Genomic DNA, 16,265 nt, shown 5'->3' with positions numbered 1-16,265 from the left:
GCCGCCCTTTGCCTTACCAGGCGAGGGCGGCGGTCAGCATCAGTGCCTGCGCCTGATCCTCCGGCCGCGCCGCGCCGGAGGCATCGGCGCGCATCAGCCGGCTGCTCGCCAGTTGGTCGGGGTCGGTGAGGTGCAGGCCGACCCGCATCGGTCGACGCCCGGTCAGCGCATAATCGACGCCGGCCTCCAGCCGCAGGCCGCCATCATCCTGCATCAGCGCCGGCGCGCTGCTCTGCGCGGCAACGATCCGGCAGCGCCAGGGGCCCTGCGCCCACAGTCCTTCCAGCATCAGCTGCTGCTCCTGCACGCGGCCGCCCCGGTCCTGGCGCAGTCGCGCCATATGGTAGCGCGCCGACAGGCTGAGCGCGGACGTCAGCCGATGCTCCGCCCGCATCGCCAGCCCCCGCACATGCGCCGACCCGCGATTGACCGGCAGATAGCCGTCCTCGACAAAGGCCAGCCGGTCCTCGACCTCGCCGTCAAAGGCATCGACCGCCAATGTCAGGTCGGACGCGACCATCCAGTCGCTGCCCAGCCGCATGCGGCTGTCGCGTTCCGGCCGCAAACCGGCCTGCAATGTGCGGAACGCCTCCCGCGTCAGCCCCAGCGCGCCCGACAGGCCGACCCCGGCATAGGCCTCTATCGTCTCGCGATAGTCCGCGCGCAGGGTGACGCCGGGCGCGGCGTCATAGGCCAGCCGCCCCGTCGGCAAGAACAGGTCGCGGCTCTTGATTGCGTCGCTGCCATAGAGCGCCGTCACATTGGCCCCGCGATTGTTGAGCTTGGCGCCCTGCCAGCCCAGCTCAGCCTGCAAGCCGTCCGCCAGTGGCAGGCTGCCATGGGCGTCGACCAGCATCAGACTGCTGCGCGGCTGGGCATCGCCGGACAGGTCGGCGGGCAGCGGCACCGCGCCGATCCGACGAGCCGGCAGCGCCGCCATCCGGTTGCGCTTGCGCTGGACCGCGATGCCGATCGCCGCCGGCTCGGTCGGCGATGGCGCCAGTTCGATCGCATAGATGCGCGCCGGCTTCGCTGCACCGTCCAGCGGCGCGGGCAGCAGGGAAAAACGCAAGGGCCGTTTCAGCACAAAGCCGCCATGATCGGGGGTAATCGTCTGCGCCGATGCCGGGACCGCGAACGCCAGGGCTGCCAGCGACACCACCATCCAGCGGATCATCGTCATGACGCCACCTGCGCCAACTGGACAGCGGGCCCGGCGCGACGTTCCGGTTCATAGGCGATCATGTAACCGAAATGGTCGGACAGCGGCGCGCCCTCCACCTCCGTACCAAAGGGCACGGCCGCGTGGATGGCCCGCATCGGCCGGCCACTATCGTCGCGCGCGAACAGCCAGTCCTTGCCGCGCGCGCGCGCCTGTTCGAGATCCCGGTGCGTGCCGGCATCGGATGGCAGGCTGTCCGCCAGAGCCCGACGTGCGCCGCCCAGATGCGCCGCGACAAAGCCCATGCCCGCCCGCGCCCAGCGGGTGAAGAAGGCATGGATGCGGTTGCGATCGCCGCCGATATTAAGGTCGCCGCCCAGGATCATCGGCTGTCCGGCGGGAACATGGGCGCGCACGAAGTCGGCCAGCAGCCCGGCCTGCCGATCAAACGCCCGCTGCGACCGGGCGATCGCCACGCCTGCCGCCTTGCGCGCGTTGAGATGGGTGTTAACGATGCTGACTGGCCGGTCGAAGCCCGGCACCGCCAGATGAGCGATCAGCACGCCCTTGTTCGCCAGGCAATCGAAGCCGGCACAGGCGAAATCGGGAAAGGCCATGCGGTCGATGCCGGCGATCGGATAATCGGACAGGATCAGCAGACCGCTGTTCAGCTGCTTGGGCACCGTCTCGCCCCGGTCCCAGCGCGCCGCCTGCAGAAAGTGGCGGTCATCCGGTCCCGCCACAATCGCCGTACGCAACCCGCTGTCCGGGCCGATCGCGACATGGGCATAGCCCGCACGGCGCGCCAGTTGCGCGACCTGTGGCGAAAAGGCTTCCTGCAGCAGGACGATATGCGGCTGGCGCCCGGCCCGGCGCAGCGCCGCCAGCCTGTCGGCGATGCGGCCCAGTGCCTCGTCCCGGCCAAGGGCGATCGGCCAGGGCAGGCCCATCACATTATAGGTCATCACCGACAGCGGCCTATCCGGCTGTGGCGCGGTCGCCGCCAGCCCGGCAGTATCGCTCCGCCGGCTTTCGCCCTGCGATCCCGTGGCGGCCAACACCGCCAGGCTCGCGATCAATATGGCACGCAAAGGCTTCGCCATCCCTCATTCCCCTGCGCCGTTCATAGCGCGCGCATGAGTCATGCTCGTGTCGTTCGCGCGGCAGTGGGGTTAAATTTTTGAAGGCGGCAATCGTCATCCGACCGACGCCGGACTGTCATCATCGCCGTCAGCTTGCGGGCGGCCGGTTCCTGCTGATAGGGGAAATCCGACCCGCCCAGACGGCAATGAAGAGGACCCCATGGCCTATTTCCGGCGGCTTGATGCCCGCCATTTTACCCCGACGGAACTGGTCGGCGGCGCCTGGAACGTGACGGAACAGCATGTTGCCCCCGCGATCGGCCTGCTGGCCCATGCGATCGAGGTGGACGCCAAGGCGCGCCGGCCCGATCCGCTGCAACTGGGGCGCCTGTCCTATGATATCCTGGGCACCATCCCGCTCGATACGGTCGAAATCGACGTCAGCGTCATCCGACCCGGCCGCACCATCGAACTGGTCGAAGCGCGGCTCAGCCATGGCGGCCGGCCGGCAATCCTGCTGCGCGCCTGGCTGGCCCAGGCTTATGACACAAGCGCGATCGCCGGCGGCGGCTTCGATCCCATTCCCGGCCCGGAAACCATGGCACCCTGGGACGGCACCGGCGAATGGCCCGGCGGCTTCATCGCCAGCATCGATGCCCGCCGCCAATATGTCGCGCCGGGCCGCGCCGTTGGCTGGATCCGCACGCCCCATGCGCTGATCGCGGATGAGGCAGTATCGCCGCTCGCCCGCGCCATGGGGCTGGTCGATACCGCCAATGGCCTGGCGCCCCTGGCGTCGACCGCCGAAGCCGCCTTTCCCAATCTGGACCTCACCGCCCATATTTTCCGCGCGCCGGCAGGCGAGTGGGTGGGCTTTGATGTCTCCGTCTCCTTTGGCGCCGGCGGCATCGGCCTTACTCACAGCATCCTGCATGATCGGGACGGCGCGATCGGCACCGTCTCGCAATGGCTGACGATCCGCCCGCGCTGATCAGCCGGCGAACAGTCCGGTGTCGAACGCGGTGCGCTCCAGTTGCTCCCGGAAATCGGGATGGGCGATGGCGATCAAGGCCTTGGCCCGCTCGCCCACCGACTTGCCCTTGAGGTCGGCCAGGCCATATTCGGTGACGATCAAATGCGTGTCCATTCGCGGCGTCGTCACCGGCCCGTCCAGACGCGGGGTGATGCGGGAAATCGTGCCCTTGGCCGCGGTCGAATGGCAGGCGATGATCGATCGTCCACCACGCGAAGCATAGGCACCGCGCACGAAATCCACCTGTCCGCCGGTGCCGCTGAACTGCCGTCCATTGACGAATTCGGAATTGCAGGCGCCGTGGAAATCGACCTGCAGTGTCGCGTTCACCGACACCATATTGTCGTTGCGCGCGATCAGGAACGGGTTGTTCACATAATCGACCGGATGCGCCTCGACCGCCGGATTGTCGTGCAGGAAATCATAAAGCGCCTGGTCGCCAAGTGCGAAGGTATAGATCGCCTTGCCGGCATGGATTTGCTTGCGGCTATTGTCGACCACGCCCGACTGCATCAGTCCGGCGAGACCCGTCGTCATCATCTCGGTATGGATGCCCAGATGCCGATGGTTGGCGAGACCCGCGCACACCGCCTCGGGCAGCGCGCCGATCCCCATCTGCAGGCAATCGCCATCGCGGATCAGACCGGCGACGGTGGCGCCGATCGCGTCGTCGACCGCCGTGCGAGTAATGGCCGGCAGCGTCGGCAGCGCGACATCATGCTCGACCAGCGCCGTCACCGCCGACAGGGGGATCATGCAGTCACCCCGCACATAGGGCATATGCGCATTCACCTCCAGGATGATCCGGGTGCCCGGCTTGCGCGCCACCGCCAGCGCATAGTCGACATCGGTTCCCAGGCTGAAATTGCCGTCGCCATCCATCGGTGCGACCGTGGCGATCAGCGTGTCGACGCCGACATGCTCGACCATGGCGCGCGGCACCTGGCTGAAATGGCAGGGCAGAAAATCCACCATCGGCAGATGCGCCTCGCCATGCTGGCGATCCAGAGTCCTTTCGATGCCGCTATGGAACAGGCTCATCGGCGTAATCCGGTCGCGCAGCGCGAAGTCGAACACGTTGGCCCCGGCGATCCCGGTGCAGAGCATATAATAGATACGCAGATCAGCGACAGAACCGGACCGGGCGCGTTCGGCAAGGGCAGCGAGCAGGGCGGGCGGCTGACCGGTACCCAAAGCCATGCAGATCTTGGCGCCCGACGGGATCAGCGCCGCCGCCGCCTGCGCCGAACGCCGTATCCGCTGATATAATGCCTGGTCGCCCATTGGGGTCATGGATCGCCTCTCTCCTGTGGTCGATCCCTAACCTATAGCGGCCGGCGCGCGTTTCACCACGCGGCAAAAGGACCAAGGGCGGGTCCGGTTGCCCAGCCCGCCCTTGCCTTCTCCCCCTCAGGAGACGCGTCAGCCCATGGTAGGGATGACGAAGCTCTGGTCCAGCACCGCGCCGCCGCTCGGCCAGCGCTGGGTGACGGTCTTGATCCGCGTGTAGAAACGCACGCCGTCCATGCCATATTGGTTCATGTCGCCAAAGCCCGAGCGCTTCCAGCCGCCGAAGCTGTGATAGCTGACCGGCACCGGGATCGGTACGTTGATGCCGACCATGCCGACCTCGACATTGGCGCAGAAGCGGCGGGCGAAATCGCCATTGCGGGTGAAGAGTGCGACGCCGTTGCCATATTGATGCCTGGTCGGATAGCTTATCGCTTCCTCGAACGTCTCGGCACGCACCATCTGCAGGACGGGACCGAAAATCTCCTCCTGATAGCTTTTCATCTGCGGCGTCACGCGGTCGAGCAGGGTCGGCGCGAGGAAGAAGCCATCCTCATAACCCTGCAGCGCGAAGCCACGACCGTCGATCACCAGCTCGGAGCCTTCGTCGACCGCCATCTGGATATAATTTTCGATCCGCGCCTTGTGCGCGGCACTGACCACAGGGCCATAATGGGCATCGGGATCGCTCGGCACGCCGACGCGCAGCCCGGCGATACCTGCTTCCAGCTTGGCACGCAGCGCCACCGCGGTCTGCTCGCCCACCGGCACCACCACCGGCAGCGCCATGCAACGCTCGCCCGCCGAACCATAGGCCGCGCCCAGGATATCGGCGACCGCCTGATCCAGATCGGCGTCGGGCATGACGATGCCGTGATTCTTGGCGCCACCCATGCACTGCATCCGCTTGCCGTTCGATGCACCCCGGCCATAGACATATTGGGCGATGTCGGACGAGCCGACGAAGCTGACCGCCTTGATTGCGGGATGATCGAGGATCGCGTCCACCACCTGCTTGTCGCCATGGACGACGTTCAGGATGCCGGCCGGCAAGCCCGCTTCCATCGCCAGTTCGGCAAGACGGACCGGGACAGAGGGATTGCGCTCGCTGGGCTTCAGGATGAAGGCATTGCCGCAGGCGATCGCCGGCGCGAACATCCACATCGGAATCATCGCCGGGAAATTGAACGGCGTGATCCCCGCCGCGATGCCGATCGGCTGGCGCAACGAATAGACGTCGATGCCCGGACCTGCCCCCTCAGTATACTCGCCCTTCAGCAGATGCGGGATGCCACAAGCAAATTCGACCACGTCGAGGCCGCGCTGGATATCGCCCTTGGCATCGGAATGGACCTTGCCATGCTCGACCGACAGCAATTCGGCCAGCTCGTCCATATGCTGTTCGATCAGCGCCTTGAGGTTGAACATCACGCGGGCGCGGCGCTGCGGGTTCATCGCCGCCCAGGCGGGCTGCGCGGCCTGCGCATTGGCGACCGCTTCATCCAGTTCGCTGGGCGCCGACAGGCGGACTTGCGCCTGCACCTGGCCGGTGGCGGGGTTGAAGATGTCGCCCAGGCGCGTCGACGCCGATGCGCGATGCTGCCCCCCGATGAAATTGTCGACTATGCGCATGCTGCCCTCTCGAAACGGATCGGGTCGGCCATAAAGGAGGATCGGAAGGGTCGGAACCGGCCAGCCGATTTGATCGCGGGGACGGTGGATCGGCGCTGCGCTTGCCCGGTCGGCGCTTCTTTCGCATGGCTCGTCCATCGACAGCGGAGCGAGCATGGCCGGGACAGGAGCAGGACGGCGGATCACCGCCGCAGGATGGGACATACGCTGGGACGCCGATCAGGCAGCGCAGGCCTATGCCGATGGCTGGTGGCGATCGGACACCGCCGCCGATGCGCTGGTGAACGCCGCCCGCGACACGCCCGACCGCATCCTGCTGATCGACGGCGACCATTGCCTGACCGCCGCCGGCCTGCACGATCAGGCGCAACGGCTGGCGCAGGCGCTGCTGGCGCGCTTCCCGGTCGGCAGCGTCATATCCTTCATGCTGCCCAACTGGCAGGAGGCGGCGGTCATCTATATGGGCGCGACCCTGGCCGGCATGGTCGCCAATCCGATCCTGCCGTCGCTGCGCGACCATGACCTGCGTTTCATCCTGGCCGATGTGGACAGCCGGATGATCTTCGTGCCGGAACGCTTTCGCGGCCATGATTATGGCGCGATGCTGGAACGGGTGGCGGCGGAGATGGAAAACCCGCCGGAGATCGTCATCGTTCGGGCGGAAGATGGCAAAGTTTGCGCCTATGACGCCCTGTTGTCTTCGGCCCCGACCGGCCGGCCGCTGCCCGCGCTGGATGCCGACGAGGTGCGCATGGTGATGTATACCAGCGGCACCACCGGCCGGCCCAAGGGGGTGATGCACAGCCATAATTCGATCAATGCGCTGATCCGCCAGATCGGCCGGCACTGGCTGGTCGAACCGGGCGACCGTTTCCTGGTGCCGTCGCCGATCAGCCATATCGGCGGGTCGATCTACGCGTTCGAGACGCCGCTGCTGCTGGGCGCGACGGCGATCCTGATGGAACAGTGGAACCCGGACGATGCGGTGCGGATCATGGCCGAGGCCGATTGCACCCATATGGCCGGGGCCACCCCCTTCCTGCAGCATCTGCTGGCGGCAGCGCGCGCGGCGGATACGCGACTGCCCGCGCTCAAATTGTTCATCTGCGGCGGGGCGTCGGTGCCGCCGGCGCTGATCCGCGAGGCGGCCGGCTATTTCGAGCAGGCGGTGGTCAGCCGCGTCTATGGATCGACCGAATTGCCGGTGACCACGGTCGGCGTGATCGACCGGGCCGATGTCGCCCATGCCGCCGAGACCGACGGCCGCCCCGGCATCGCCACCGTTCGCATCGCGCCGGATGGCGAGATTCGCGCGCGCGGGCCGCAGATGATGGTCGGCTATATCCACAAGGCGGATGAGGCCGCGAGCTTCGATCCGGACGGCTATTATCGCAGCGGCGACCAGGGCGCCTGGGTCGATGGCGACCATCTGGTGGTGACCGGCCGGATCAAGGATCTGATCATCCGCAATGGCGAGAATATCGCGCCCAAGGAGATCGAGGATCTGCTGGTCGGCCATGACGCCATTGCCGAGATCGCGATCGTCGGCGTCCCCGACCCGCGCACCGGCGAGCGGGCGGTGGCGGTGATCGTGCCGCGCCCCGGCGCCACGCCGGATGTCGCAACGCTGGCTACGCATCTGGCCGGCCTTGGCGTCGCGCGCTTCAAATATCCCGAGGCGGTGGCGCTGTGGGACGCCCTGCCCAAGAATGACGCCGGCAAGGTGCTGAAGCAGCAGATCCGCGCCCGGCTGGTGGAAGAGCCCGCGCCGGCGGCGTCGTAGGACAATTGGTCCGCTGGCCGCGCGCCCGCCGATCGGGCATGGGCGCGCCATGTTGCGTCCCGCCTCCGCCGCCCTGTTACTGACCCTGAGCCTGATCGGCTGTGCCGACGATCACCGCGCCGAGCGGTTGAAGGCCGCCGGCCCCAATCCGACACTGGAAAAGCTGATGACGGTGGCCGACGCCAAGGCCGGCGCCCGCCTGTTCGGCACCTGCGCCGCCTGCCACACCAGCAGCGCTGGCGGACCCGACACCGGCGGACCCAATCTGCACGGCATTTACGGCCAGCCGATCGGCCAGCACAGCGCCCGGTTCGGCTATACCGCCGCGTTGCGCGCCAAGGGCGGCGTTTGGGACGACAAGGCGCTCGACGCCTGGATCGCCAATCCGCAACGCTTCGTGCCCGGCACCAAGATGCAGTTCAGCGGTATCCCCGACCCGCTCGCGCGCGCCGACCTGATCGCCTATCTGCGCAGCCTGTCGGACTGACCGGCCCCGCCAAAGATACGAATTTTTTGGGGTAGCTGGCGCGCCGGGGGCTTCGTACATCTGGCGCCATGACCAGCGGGATGACAGACGGCCTTTGGGCGCTGACCGAGAAGGAAAAGCAGACGCTGCGCCTGATGGTCCGGGGCCATGACGCGAAATCGATCGCGCGCAGCCTGGACCTGTCGGTCCATACCATCAACGAACGGCTGCGCGATGCCCGGCGCAAGATGGCGGTGTCGAGCAGCCGCGAGGCGGCCCGGCTGTTGCTGGAAGCCGAAGGCACGCCCGAGGCATCACCCCCCGATTTTCTGGGGGACAGGCTATTGGGGGCAGACGCAGCCCCGGTCGAAGCGGATCAGGACGAGGCGCCGGTCGTCGGCGTGGGGCCGGCCGATCGCCGGCGCCCGATCCTGCCTGGAGTGCTTCTCATGACTTTTGTCCTTGGCCTGCTGGCCCTCGCCGCCCTGCCCGATGCCGCCCCCACACCACAATCGACGCCGGCCGCTGCCCAGGCGCATAATGCCGAGGTCGTCGACGCGGCGCGCCAATGGCTGGCGCTGATCGATCAGGACAAATGGGCCGAAAGCTATCGCGGCACCGGCAGCGCTTTCCAGAAACTCAACACGGTGCAGGTCTGGACGGAGGTGTCGCAGACGATGCGCGGCCGGTTCGGCGCCCTCCAGTCGCGCAGCCTGCTGAGCCAGGAGGAACTGCCCGCCCCGCCCCATGGCTATGAAGTGGTGAAGTTCCGCGCCAGCTACGCCAATCAGGCACAGGCGATCGAGACGGTGACGCTGGATCGCGAAAATGGCGCCTGGCGCGTGGTCGGCGTGACGATCGAATAAGGCGGAAAGGGGCGCGTATCCACGCGCCCTTCATGCACCCGCGGCCGGTGGCGCCCCCAGCCGAAAGAACAGCGCGAGTTGCAGGCTTTCCGCGATCCGCTGCGCCTTGTCCTGCAAGGCGGCGGCCGCCGCCGGAACCATGACGGCGTCGGTCGTCTGCGACCAGAGATTCAGCCAATGGTCGAACAGCTCGGGCGTGATCCGGTCGCGATGCGCCATATGCACCGGGACGGGCTGTCCCTTGTAACGGCCCGACGACAGCATCACCGACGACCAGAAATCGACCAGCCGGTCGATATGCGCCGGCCAGTCGTCCACGGCGTCGTTGAAGATCGGACCAAGCCGGTCGTCCGCGCGGACGCGGGCATAGAAGCTTTCGACCAGTTGGCGCAGGCTGGCCTCGTCGATCCGTTCCGCCTTCATGGGTTCCGACTCCGCACGGGGATGCCCGATCCATAGCGCATCGACCGCCGGGGTTCGACTGGCCGGATGCGATCGGCCGGGTTCGACCTGACCGCGCGCCCTATTCCCCCGCGACGGCGCGGCCGAAGCTGTAGCGGATATGATCGACATGGCCCTCAAGCCCGAAGACCAGCGGATCCTGGCTGTCCATGATCGCGTCGATCCGGGCGCCGACATCCTCCGGCGTCCAGCTGGGCTGATAGACGCCCTTGCTTTCGGCGATGAAGGCGCGGGCGACCCGGCCGGCGATCGACACCAGCATCTCGCCGGTGACCGAACAGCTTTCATGCGCCAGCCAGGCGACGACCGGCGAGACCAGTTCCGGCCCCATCGGCGGATATTGCGAGATATCCAACCCCTCGGCCATGCGGGTGACGGCGCCGGGCACGATGATGTTGGATTTGACCCCTTCGGCCTCCCCCTCCAGCGCGAGCACATTGTTGAGGCCGATCATGCCCGATTTGGACATGCCATAATTGACGCAATCGCGATTGCCATAGAGGCCGCCGATCGAGCTGGTGAGGATGATGCGGCCATAGCGCGCCTTGCACATATGCGGGAAGGCAGCGCGCGCGACATGGAAGGCACCGCGCAGATGAACGTCCAGCACGGCATCGAAATCCTCCTGGCTGAGCGCCTGCATCGAGCCGTAGCGGACGTTGCCGGCATTGTGGATCAGCCCGTCGATCCGGCCATAATGGTCGAGCGCCGCCTCTATGATGGCGCGGCCGCCCTCCGGCGTGGCGACGCTGTCGGTCGAGACGATCGCGTCGCCGCCCTGCGCCTTGATCGCGGCCACCACTTCGGCCGCCGGGCCGGCATCGATCCCCTCGCCGCGCACGGCGCTGCCCGGATCATTGACCACGACCCTGGCGCCGCGTGCGCCGAGCAGTTCCGCATAGGCGCGGCCAAGCCCCCGCCCGGCACCGGTGATGACGATGACGCGATCGTCGTAGCGCAGTTCGGACATGAGCGGGCCTTTCGCTGGATTATGCAGATGATGGCGCAGGGGTGACGCGGCGCGCGCGCGGGTTCAAGCCGGGGCGGCAAGGCATCGCCATGGCGGTTCGCCGATGCCCGGCGAAGCGGATAAGAGCGGGGCAGGACAGAGTAGAGGACAGGATAGATGCAGGTAGCGATCATCACCGGGGCGGGCAGCGGCATCGGGCTCTGCACGGCGAAGATGCTGCATGACGCCGGCATGGCGATCGTCGGCGTCGGCCGCGATCCGGCCAAGCTGGCGACGCTGGAGAGCGAAATCGGCGAACCGGCGCGGGTCGCCACCCTGTCGATCGACGTCACCGCCGACGATGCCCCGGCGCAGATCGTCCAGCTGGCGCTCGACCGGTTCGGCCGGATCGACTTCCTGGTCAACAATGCCGGCGCGGGCAGCCCCAAGCCGCTGCACGAAACCGACGACGCCACGCTGGACGGGTTCCTGGACCTGATGCTGCGCGCGCCCTTCCGCCTGGCGCGCGAGGCGATCGTCCATATGGGCGAGGGCTGCGGCATCGTGAACGTCACCTCCACCTATGCGGTGATCGGCGGGCGGCGCGGCGGCGCCTATTCGGCGGCCAAGGGGGGGCTGGACGCGCTGACCAAGCATATCGCCTGCGACTATGGGCCGCAGGGCATCCGCGCCAATTGCGTCGCGCCGGGCGTCACCATGACCGACATGGTGCGCCACCGGTTCGAGGACGAGATGTTCAAGCGGGTGAATGTGGAGACCACCCCCTTCCCGCGGCTGGGCGAGGTGGAGGATGTGGCCAGCACCATCGCCTTCCTCTGCTCGCCCGGCGCCGCCTTCATCAACGGACAGACGATCGTCGTGGATGGCGGCTGGACCTCGACCAAATATCTCTCGCCGCGCGCGCTGACGACGACATGGGTCGAGGCGGAGTAAGACTACTCTTTGGCTCGCCGCTCGGTTAGGGCGGGCCATGGCCGATGCCCCGATCCTCTATTCCTTCCGCCGTTGTCCCTATGCGATGCGGGCGCGGCTGGCGTTGCTGGTGAGCGGGCAGGCGGTGGCGCATCGCGAAATCCTGCTGCGCGCCAAACCGGCGGCGATGCTGGCCGCGTCGCCCAAGGGGACGGTGCCGGTGCTGGTGCTGCCCGACGGCCGGGTGATCGACGAGAGTCTGGCGATCATGCGCTGGGCGCTGGGGCGGCATGACCCAGAGGCGTGGCTGGCGGGTGACGACGCGGCGCTGATCGCGACCAATGACGGGCCGTTCAAACGGCATCTCGATCGCTACAAATATGCCGAGCGCCATGGCAGCGACCCGGTCGCCCATCGGACCGAGGCGGCCGGGCTGCTCGACGCGCTGGAGGCGCGGTTGCGGGATAAGGCCCAGCTTTGCGGCGCGGGGCGGACATTGGCCCACATGGCGATCTTTCCCTTCGTGCGGCAATTTGCGGCGGTCGAGCCGGACTGGTTTGCCGCGCAGCGCTGGGCGGCTTTGCGCGGCTGGCTGGCCGGACATCTGGAGTCCGAGCTGTTCGCCCGCGCCATGGTGCGGCACCCGCTATGGGTCGAGGCGGACGCCGGCTAGGCCGGGCCGCAACAGGCGTCGAGGCAGATCTGGCGCAGCAGGGCGATGACGTCGCGGCGCTGTTCGACCGGGATGGCGCGACCGATCCGCGCCTCATGCGCGTCGAACGCCGCACAGACCTGGCCGTGCAGCGCTAGTCCCTCCGCCGTCAGCGTCAGCGGGATCGCACGGCCCTTGCCCGCGCCCTTTTCCAACAGGCCAGACAGCGCCAGCTTGTTGATGAGCGGCACCAGATTGGCCGGCTGGGCGCGCAGCGCACGGGCAATGTCGCTCTGGCTGCACCCCGGATTGGCGCCGATCAGGCGCAGCAAGGTCGCTTCGCCCGGATTGAGGCCAAGCGGGGCCAGCGCCTCGCCCAGCGCGCCGGTCACCGCCGCCGCGGTGCGGCGCAGATGGAAGCCCAGCATCGCGTCGAGCGGATCGGTGAAGGCGCTGTCGGGATCGATCGTCACCGCGCCGATCTAGCCCCCTTGCCGCGCCCGCTCAAGTCGATATCTTATATACCATAATATAAGATGGAGAGGAACGATATTCATGACGATGCGATTCGCCTTGCCGCTGACCCTGCTGGCCCTGGCCGGGACGGCACCGGCCCAGACGCCACAGTCCGATAGCCCGGCGGCTTCCGGCGCGATCGAGCCGGATGGCACGGTCCATGTCCCCGGCTTTCGCCTGCCGCCCTCCATCTATCTGAGCGAGGCGGCGAAGAAGGCGCTGCCGCGCACGCCGACCGATCCCGAAGAACCGATGATGCGCGCGGTCGCCGCCGGGCAGGCCGGTGCGCTGCGCCAGCGCATGCCGCAACTGGTCGCGCCGCGCATCGACGCTTTGAAGGCGATGTACAAGGTGGCGACGCGCGAGGAACAGATCGCCGGCATAGCGGCCGTTCGCGCGACACCGGCGGCTGGCGTCGCACCGGGCAACCGCAGGAAGATATTGCTCAACCTGCCGGGCGGCGGCTTCATCATGGGCGTGGCCGGCGGCACCGGCATGATGGAATCGATCCCGCTCGCGGGGCTGGCCGGGGTCGAGATCCTTTCCATCACCTATCGTCAGGCGCCCGAAACCATCTGGCCGGCCGCGACCGAGGATGTGACCAAGGTCTATCGCGAACTGCTCAAGGCCTACCAGCCGCAGGATATCGGCATCTTCGGCTGTTCGGCCGGCGGGCTGCTGACGGCCGAGGCGATCGCCTGGTTCATCCATGAGAAGCTGCCGCTGCCCGGTGCGATCGGCATCTTCTGCGCCTCGGGCGATGCGCGCTGGGGCGGCGACAGCCAGAGCTTTGCCCGGCCGTTCCAGGCGCTGCCCCCGCGCGACGATGTCCGCGCCTATTTCAAGGGTATCGACCGCAGCGATCCGCTGGTGTCGCCGGCGCTGTCGCCCACAACGCTGAAGCAGTTTCCACCGACGCTGCTGATCACCGCCACCCGCGCCTTCGAGATGAGCGCGACCGTCAACACCCATCGCGAACTGGTGAAGGCCGGGGTCGATGCCGACCTGCATATGTGGGATGGGCTGGGCCATGCCTTTTTCTACGATCCCGCCCTGCCGGAATCGCGCGAGGCCTTCGACGTCATGACCGCCTTCTTCCGCGATCGACTGAAGCTGGCGCGCTAGACCGCGATCGCCCGGCGGCAAAATTCCCATATCTCGACCGCCAGTTCGGATCGGCGCTGGCGGTCGGGAATGGCGGCCTCCTCGGCAAGCAACTGGCTATGGACGGTGGTCGAGACCAGATTATAGACGAGCAGCGCCATCCACGACGGCGGTCCTGCGCGGACCTGCCCCTCTGCCATGCCCTCGGACAGGATCGTGGCGATCAGGTCGATGAGCGGGCTTACCGCCTTTTGCAGTTCGACCGGGCGCGCCTCCGCCAGGCGCAGATGCTCGCGGCTGAGCGCCGCGCTCCGGCGCTGGCCGCCTTGCCAATCGCCATCAATGGCTGCGCGACCGATGACGATGGCCGTCACGATATGATGCAAGCGCGCCAGCGGGTCCGGCAGGTCGCGCACCTGTTCGCCGAACTGTTCCGCTGCGCGACGCAACGTATGGGCAAACACCGCCAGGACCAGATCGTCCTTGCCCGCAAAGCGATCGTACAGCGCCCGACGGGCGAGCCCGGTGCGCTGCAATACGGCGCGGATCGTCAGCCCTTCCAACCCCTCCTCGTCGAGCAGATCATAGGCGGCGGCGACGATCTGGTGGTTGCGATCGTCCAGTTCCGCGATCGCGTCGTCGGTTTGCTGCGCCCGGTACATGTTCGGCGATCCTCTCTGCAATAATCGCTTTCCATCTAGCAGCCCGCGACTATAGTGCCAGCATTGAGAACATTGTTCTCATCACGAAGATATATGGGAGAGCAGGATGGCGACGGTCCTCTTTGTCCAGGCCAGCGGTGCGGAGCATCGAATCGATGTGCCGACGGGCGAGAATCTGATGCGCGCGGCGCTCAACGAGGGGCTCGACGGCATGGTCGGCGAATGCGGCGGCGGCCTCGCCTGCGCGACCTGCCATTGCTATGTCGAGGAGGATTGGGCCGACCGTCTGCCCGCGCCTGCGCAGACCGAGCTGGACATGCTCGAATGCACCGCCAGCGAGCGCCGCCCGAGCAGCCGCCTTGGCTGTCAGATCATCGTCAGCGATGCGCTCGACGGGCTCGTCGTCCATCTGCCCGCCGCGCAATATTGAGGAGCCCGATCATGGCAACCGCCCAAGCGACGCCCGTTATGGACATTCCCGCCCATGTCCCGCCCGAACTGGTGCGCGAGATCGGCCTCACCACGGGCCCGGAATTTCTCGCCGCGCCCCATGCCTTCATGGCCAAGCTGCACGAAACGCATCCGCCGATCTTCTACAGCGTCAATCCGCTGATCGGGAACAGCTGGTGCACGATCAAGCATGAGGATGCCTTTTTCGCGCTGCGCCACCCGGAATATTTCACCACCGCGGGGGCCACGCCCTTCCCGCGCGATCCGAATAATTATTTCCATTTCATCCCGCTGGAGATCGATCCGCCGCATCATCGCAAATATCGCGCGATCCTCGATTCGACCTTCTCGCCGCAAAGCGTGTTGCGGCTTGAAGCCTATATGCGCCGCCTGTCCAATGAACTGATCGACGGCTTCATCGATGCAGGCGAAGTGGAGTTCACCACCGCCTTCGGCCGGCCGCTGCCGGTGTCGATCTTCCTAGACCTGATGGGCCTGCCGCAGGAGATGCGCGATACCTTCGTCGGCTGGGCGGTCGACCTGCTCCATTCGCAGGATCGCATGACCGCCGGCCTCGCCATGCGCGGGATCGAAGCCTATCTCGCGCAGGTGATCGTCGAGAAGACGGCGAGGCCCGATGATGGCGTCATCAGTACGATCATCCAGGCACGGCCGGGTGGCGAACCGCTGACCGAGCGGGAGATTTTCGGCTTCACCTTCTTCCTGTTCATCGCCGGACTCGACACGGTGTTCGCGACGCTCAACAATATCTGGCTGTGGCTAGCGGAAAATCCCGATCGGCGGCGCGAGATCATCGCTCATCCCGAGCAGATCAATGCCCAGGTGGAGGAATTGCTGCGGGTCTTTTCCGTCACCTTTTCCGGTCGGACCCTGACCCAGGATCTGGAAATGCGCGGGGTGCAGATGAAGAAGGGCGACAAGTTCAACAGCATCCTGCCCGCCTGCAACTATGACCCGGATGTCTTCCCGGATCCGACGCGCGTGGATTTCAACCGGCCACGCAAGCCGATTTTGGCTTTTGCCGGCGGTGTTCATAGCTGCATTGGGGCGCATTTGGCGCGTTTGGAGGTGAAGGTGGCGTTGCAGGAGTGGCTGCGGCGGTTGCCGGACTTTGCGGTTCGGTCTGATGCGCTGATCAGCTACTGGCCTGGCGGCGTGGTTGGGCCCAGGTCACTTCCGCTGTTTTGGTAGGGCGCGGGCAT

At 66.9% G+C, this 16,265-nt stretch carries 17 protein-coding genes; 9 read left to right on the top strand and 8 right to left on the bottom strand.

The window, feature by feature from the left end; all coding sequences use genetic code 11:
* Window positions 1–13 precede the first annotated feature (13 nt).
* Entirely contained in the window at window positions 14–1,183 is a 1,170-nt protein-coding gene (locus tag ACUCV3_RS22585; protein WP_279728827.1) for a TonB-dependent receptor domain-containing protein, read from the bottom strand.
* The gene (locus tag ACUCV3_RS22580; RefSeq protein WP_279728826.1) at window positions 1,180–2,265 is read right to left on the bottom strand and encodes an endonuclease/exonuclease/phosphatase family protein; all 1,086 of its coding nucleotides are present in this window, start codon (window positions 2,263–2,265) and stop codon (window positions 1,180–1,182) included. The genes ACUCV3_RS22585 and ACUCV3_RS22580 overlap by 4 nt, the downstream gene beginning before the upstream one ends.
* A gap of 199 nt (window positions 2,266–2,464) precedes the next feature.
* On the opposite strand from ACUCV3_RS22580, the gene ACUCV3_RS22575 reads away from it, so the two are divergent.
* A complete protein-coding gene (locus ACUCV3_RS22575; protein WP_279728825.1) occupies window positions 2,465–3,235 on the top strand; it encodes a thioesterase family protein in 771 nt (256 codons plus the stop codon).
* Here ACUCV3_RS22575 and ACUCV3_RS22570 read toward each other — a convergent pair whose 3' ends face one another.
* A complete protein-coding gene (locus ACUCV3_RS22570; RefSeq protein WP_279728824.1) occupies window positions 3,236–4,570 on the bottom strand; it encodes an acetyl-CoA hydrolase/transferase family protein in 1,335 nt (444 codons plus the stop codon).
* A 129-nt stretch (window positions 4,571–4,699) separates the two neighbouring features.
* Window positions 4,700–6,199 (bottom strand): CoA-acylating methylmalonate-semialdehyde dehydrogenase, encoded by a 1,500-nt coding sequence (locus tag ACUCV3_RS22565; protein ID WP_482241161.1) that lies wholly within the window; start codon window positions 6,197–6,199, stop codon window positions 4,700–4,702.
* Between the two features lie 154 nt (window positions 6,200–6,353).
* On the opposite strand from ACUCV3_RS22565, the gene ACUCV3_RS22560 reads away from it, so the two are divergent.
* From ACUCV3_RS22560 to ACUCV3_RS22550, 3 genes are all read left to right on the top strand, one after another.
* Complete coding sequence (locus ACUCV3_RS22560; RefSeq protein WP_107917535.1) at window positions 6,354–7,982, top strand: AMP-binding protein; 1,629 nt, start codon at window positions 6,354–6,356, stop codon at window positions 7,980–7,982.
* A gap of 49 nt (window positions 7,983–8,031) precedes the next feature.
* Window positions 8,032–8,469, top strand: coding sequence for a c-type cytochrome (locus ACUCV3_RS22555; RefSeq protein ID WP_010336197.1), 438 nt, complete (start codon window positions 8,032–8,034; stop codon window positions 8,467–8,469).
* A 68-nt stretch (window positions 8,470–8,537) separates the two neighbouring features.
* The gene (locus ACUCV3_RS22550; RefSeq protein ID WP_048936845.1) at window positions 8,538–9,314 is read left to right on the top strand and encodes a helix-turn-helix domain-containing protein; all 777 of its coding nucleotides are present in this window, start codon (window positions 8,538–8,540) and stop codon (window positions 9,312–9,314) included.
* Between the two features lie 30 nt (window positions 9,315–9,344).
* Here ACUCV3_RS22550 and ACUCV3_RS22545 read toward each other — a convergent pair whose 3' ends face one another.
* Together ACUCV3_RS22545 and ACUCV3_RS22540 are read right to left on the bottom strand one after the other, a co-directional pair.
* Window positions 9,345–9,737 (bottom strand): group III truncated hemoglobin, encoded by a 393-nt coding sequence (locus ACUCV3_RS22545; protein WP_048936846.1) that lies wholly within the window; start codon window positions 9,735–9,737, stop codon window positions 9,345–9,347.
* Window positions 9,738–9,837: 100 nt separating this feature from the next.
* Window positions 9,838–10,746 (bottom strand): SDR family NAD(P)-dependent oxidoreductase, encoded by a 909-nt coding sequence (locus ACUCV3_RS22540; protein ID WP_004209116.1) that lies wholly within the window; start codon window positions 10,744–10,746, stop codon window positions 9,838–9,840.
* 156 nt (window positions 10,747–10,902) lie between these two features.
* Between ACUCV3_RS22540 and ACUCV3_RS22535 the strand changes: the two genes are divergently transcribed.
* Together ACUCV3_RS22535 and ACUCV3_RS22530 are read left to right on the top strand one after the other, a co-directional pair.
* The gene (locus ACUCV3_RS22535) at window positions 10,903–11,679 is read left to right on the top strand and encodes an SDR family NAD(P)-dependent oxidoreductase (RefSeq protein ID WP_279728823.1); all 777 of its coding nucleotides are present in this window, start codon (window positions 10,903–10,905) and stop codon (window positions 11,677–11,679) included.
* Window positions 11,680–11,716: 37 nt separating this feature from the next.
* Complete coding sequence (locus ACUCV3_RS22530) at window positions 11,717–12,331, top strand: glutathione S-transferase (RefSeq protein WP_482241160.1); 615 nt, start codon at window positions 11,717–11,719, stop codon at window positions 12,329–12,331.
* Here ACUCV3_RS22530 and ACUCV3_RS22525 read toward each other — a convergent pair.
* A complete protein-coding gene (locus tag ACUCV3_RS22525; protein ID WP_279728821.1) occupies window positions 12,328–12,783 on the bottom strand; it encodes a MarR family winged helix-turn-helix transcriptional regulator in 456 nt (151 codons plus the stop codon). The two genes, ACUCV3_RS22530 and ACUCV3_RS22525, sit on opposite strands and share 4 nt — an antisense overlap.
* Before the next feature lie 82 nt (window positions 12,784–12,865).
* Between ACUCV3_RS22525 and ACUCV3_RS22520 the strand changes: the two genes are divergently transcribed.
* Window positions 12,866–13,951, top strand: a complete 1,086-nt coding sequence (locus ACUCV3_RS22520) for an alpha/beta hydrolase fold domain-containing protein (RefSeq protein WP_279728820.1) — start codon at window positions 12,866–12,868, stop codon at window positions 13,949–13,951.
* Here ACUCV3_RS22520 and ACUCV3_RS22515 read toward each other — a convergent pair.
* A complete protein-coding gene (locus tag ACUCV3_RS22515; RefSeq protein WP_279728819.1) occupies window positions 13,948–14,592 on the bottom strand; it encodes a TetR/AcrR family transcriptional regulator in 645 nt (214 codons plus the stop codon). The genes ACUCV3_RS22520 and ACUCV3_RS22515 overlap by 4 nt on opposite strands.
* A 106-nt stretch (window positions 14,593–14,698) precedes the next feature.
* Here ACUCV3_RS22515 and ACUCV3_RS22510 point away from each other — a divergent pair, with 106 nt between their 5' ends.
* Complete coding sequence (locus tag ACUCV3_RS22510; protein ID WP_279728818.1) at window positions 14,699–15,022, top strand: 2Fe-2S iron-sulfur cluster-binding protein; 324 nt, start codon at window positions 14,699–14,701, stop codon at window positions 15,020–15,022.
* Window positions 15,023–15,033: 11 nt separating this feature from the next.
* The gene (locus tag ACUCV3_RS22505) at window positions 15,034–16,254 is read left to right on the top strand and encodes a cytochrome P450 (RefSeq protein WP_279728817.1); all 1,221 of its coding nucleotides are present in this window, start codon (window positions 15,034–15,036) and stop codon (window positions 16,252–16,254) included.
* Window positions 16,255–16,265 lie beyond the last annotated feature (11 nt).

It is taken from the genome of Sphingobium sp. VMM (assembly GCF_056790315.1).
Note: the sequence above shows the minus strand (reverse complement) of the source record. Positions and strands in the feature narration are given on the sequence as shown.

Excerpts from the sequence above, each read along its gene's own strand:
- ACUCV3_RS22585 (WP_279728827.1), bottom strand. The coding sequence starts at position 1,183 with ATGACGATGATCCGCTGGATGGTGGTGTCGCTGGCAGCCCTGGCGTTC.
- ACUCV3_RS22580 (WP_279728826.1), bottom strand. The coding sequence starts at position 2,265 with ATGGCGAAGCCTTTGCGTGCCATATTGATCGCGAGCCTGGCGGTGTTG.
- ACUCV3_RS22575 (WP_279728825.1), top strand. The coding sequence starts at position 2,465 with ATGGCCTATTTCCGGCGGCTTGATGCCCGCCATTTTACCCCGACGGAA.
- ACUCV3_RS22570 (WP_279728824.1), bottom strand. The coding sequence starts at position 4,570 with ATGACCCCAATGGGCGACCAGGCATTATATCAGCGGATACGGCGTTCG.
- ACUCV3_RS22565 (WP_482241161.1), bottom strand. The coding sequence starts at position 6,199 with ATGCGCATAGTCGACAATTTCATCGGGGGGCAGCATCGCGCATCGGCG.
- ACUCV3_RS22560 (WP_107917535.1), top strand. The coding sequence starts at position 6,354 with ATGGCCGGGACAGGAGCAGGACGGCGGATCACCGCCGCAGGATGGGAC.
- ACUCV3_RS22555 (WP_010336197.1), top strand. The coding sequence starts at position 8,032 with ATGTTGCGTCCCGCCTCCGCCGCCCTGTTACTGACCCTGAGCCTGATC.
- ACUCV3_RS22550 (WP_048936845.1), top strand. The coding sequence starts at position 8,538 with ATGACCAGCGGGATGACAGACGGCCTTTGGGCGCTGACCGAGAAGGAA.
- ACUCV3_RS22545 (WP_048936846.1), bottom strand. The coding sequence starts at position 9,737 with ATGAAGGCGGAACGGATCGACGAGGCCAGCCTGCGCCAACTGGTCGAA.
- ACUCV3_RS22540 (WP_004209116.1), bottom strand. The coding sequence starts at position 10,746 with ATGTCCGAACTGCGCTACGACGATCGCGTCATCGTCATCACCGGTGCC.
- ACUCV3_RS22535 (WP_279728823.1), top strand. The coding sequence starts at position 10,903 with ATGCAGGTAGCGATCATCACCGGGGCGGGCAGCGGCATCGGGCTCTGC.
- ACUCV3_RS22530 (WP_482241160.1), top strand. The coding sequence starts at position 11,717 with ATGGCCGATGCCCCGATCCTCTATTCCTTCCGCCGTTGTCCCTATGCG.
- ACUCV3_RS22520 (WP_279728820.1), top strand. The coding sequence starts at position 12,866 with ATGACGATGCGATTCGCCTTGCCGCTGACCCTGCTGGCCCTGGCCGGG.
- ACUCV3_RS22515 (WP_279728819.1), bottom strand. The coding sequence starts at position 14,592 with ATGTACCGGGCGCAGCAAACCGACGACGCGATCGCGGAACTGGACGAT.
- ACUCV3_RS22510 (WP_279728818.1), top strand. The coding sequence starts at position 14,699 with ATGGCGACGGTCCTCTTTGTCCAGGCCAGCGGTGCGGAGCATCGAATC.
- ACUCV3_RS22505 (WP_279728817.1), top strand. The coding sequence starts at position 15,034 with ATGGCAACCGCCCAAGCGACGCCCGTTATGGACATTCCCGCCCATGTC.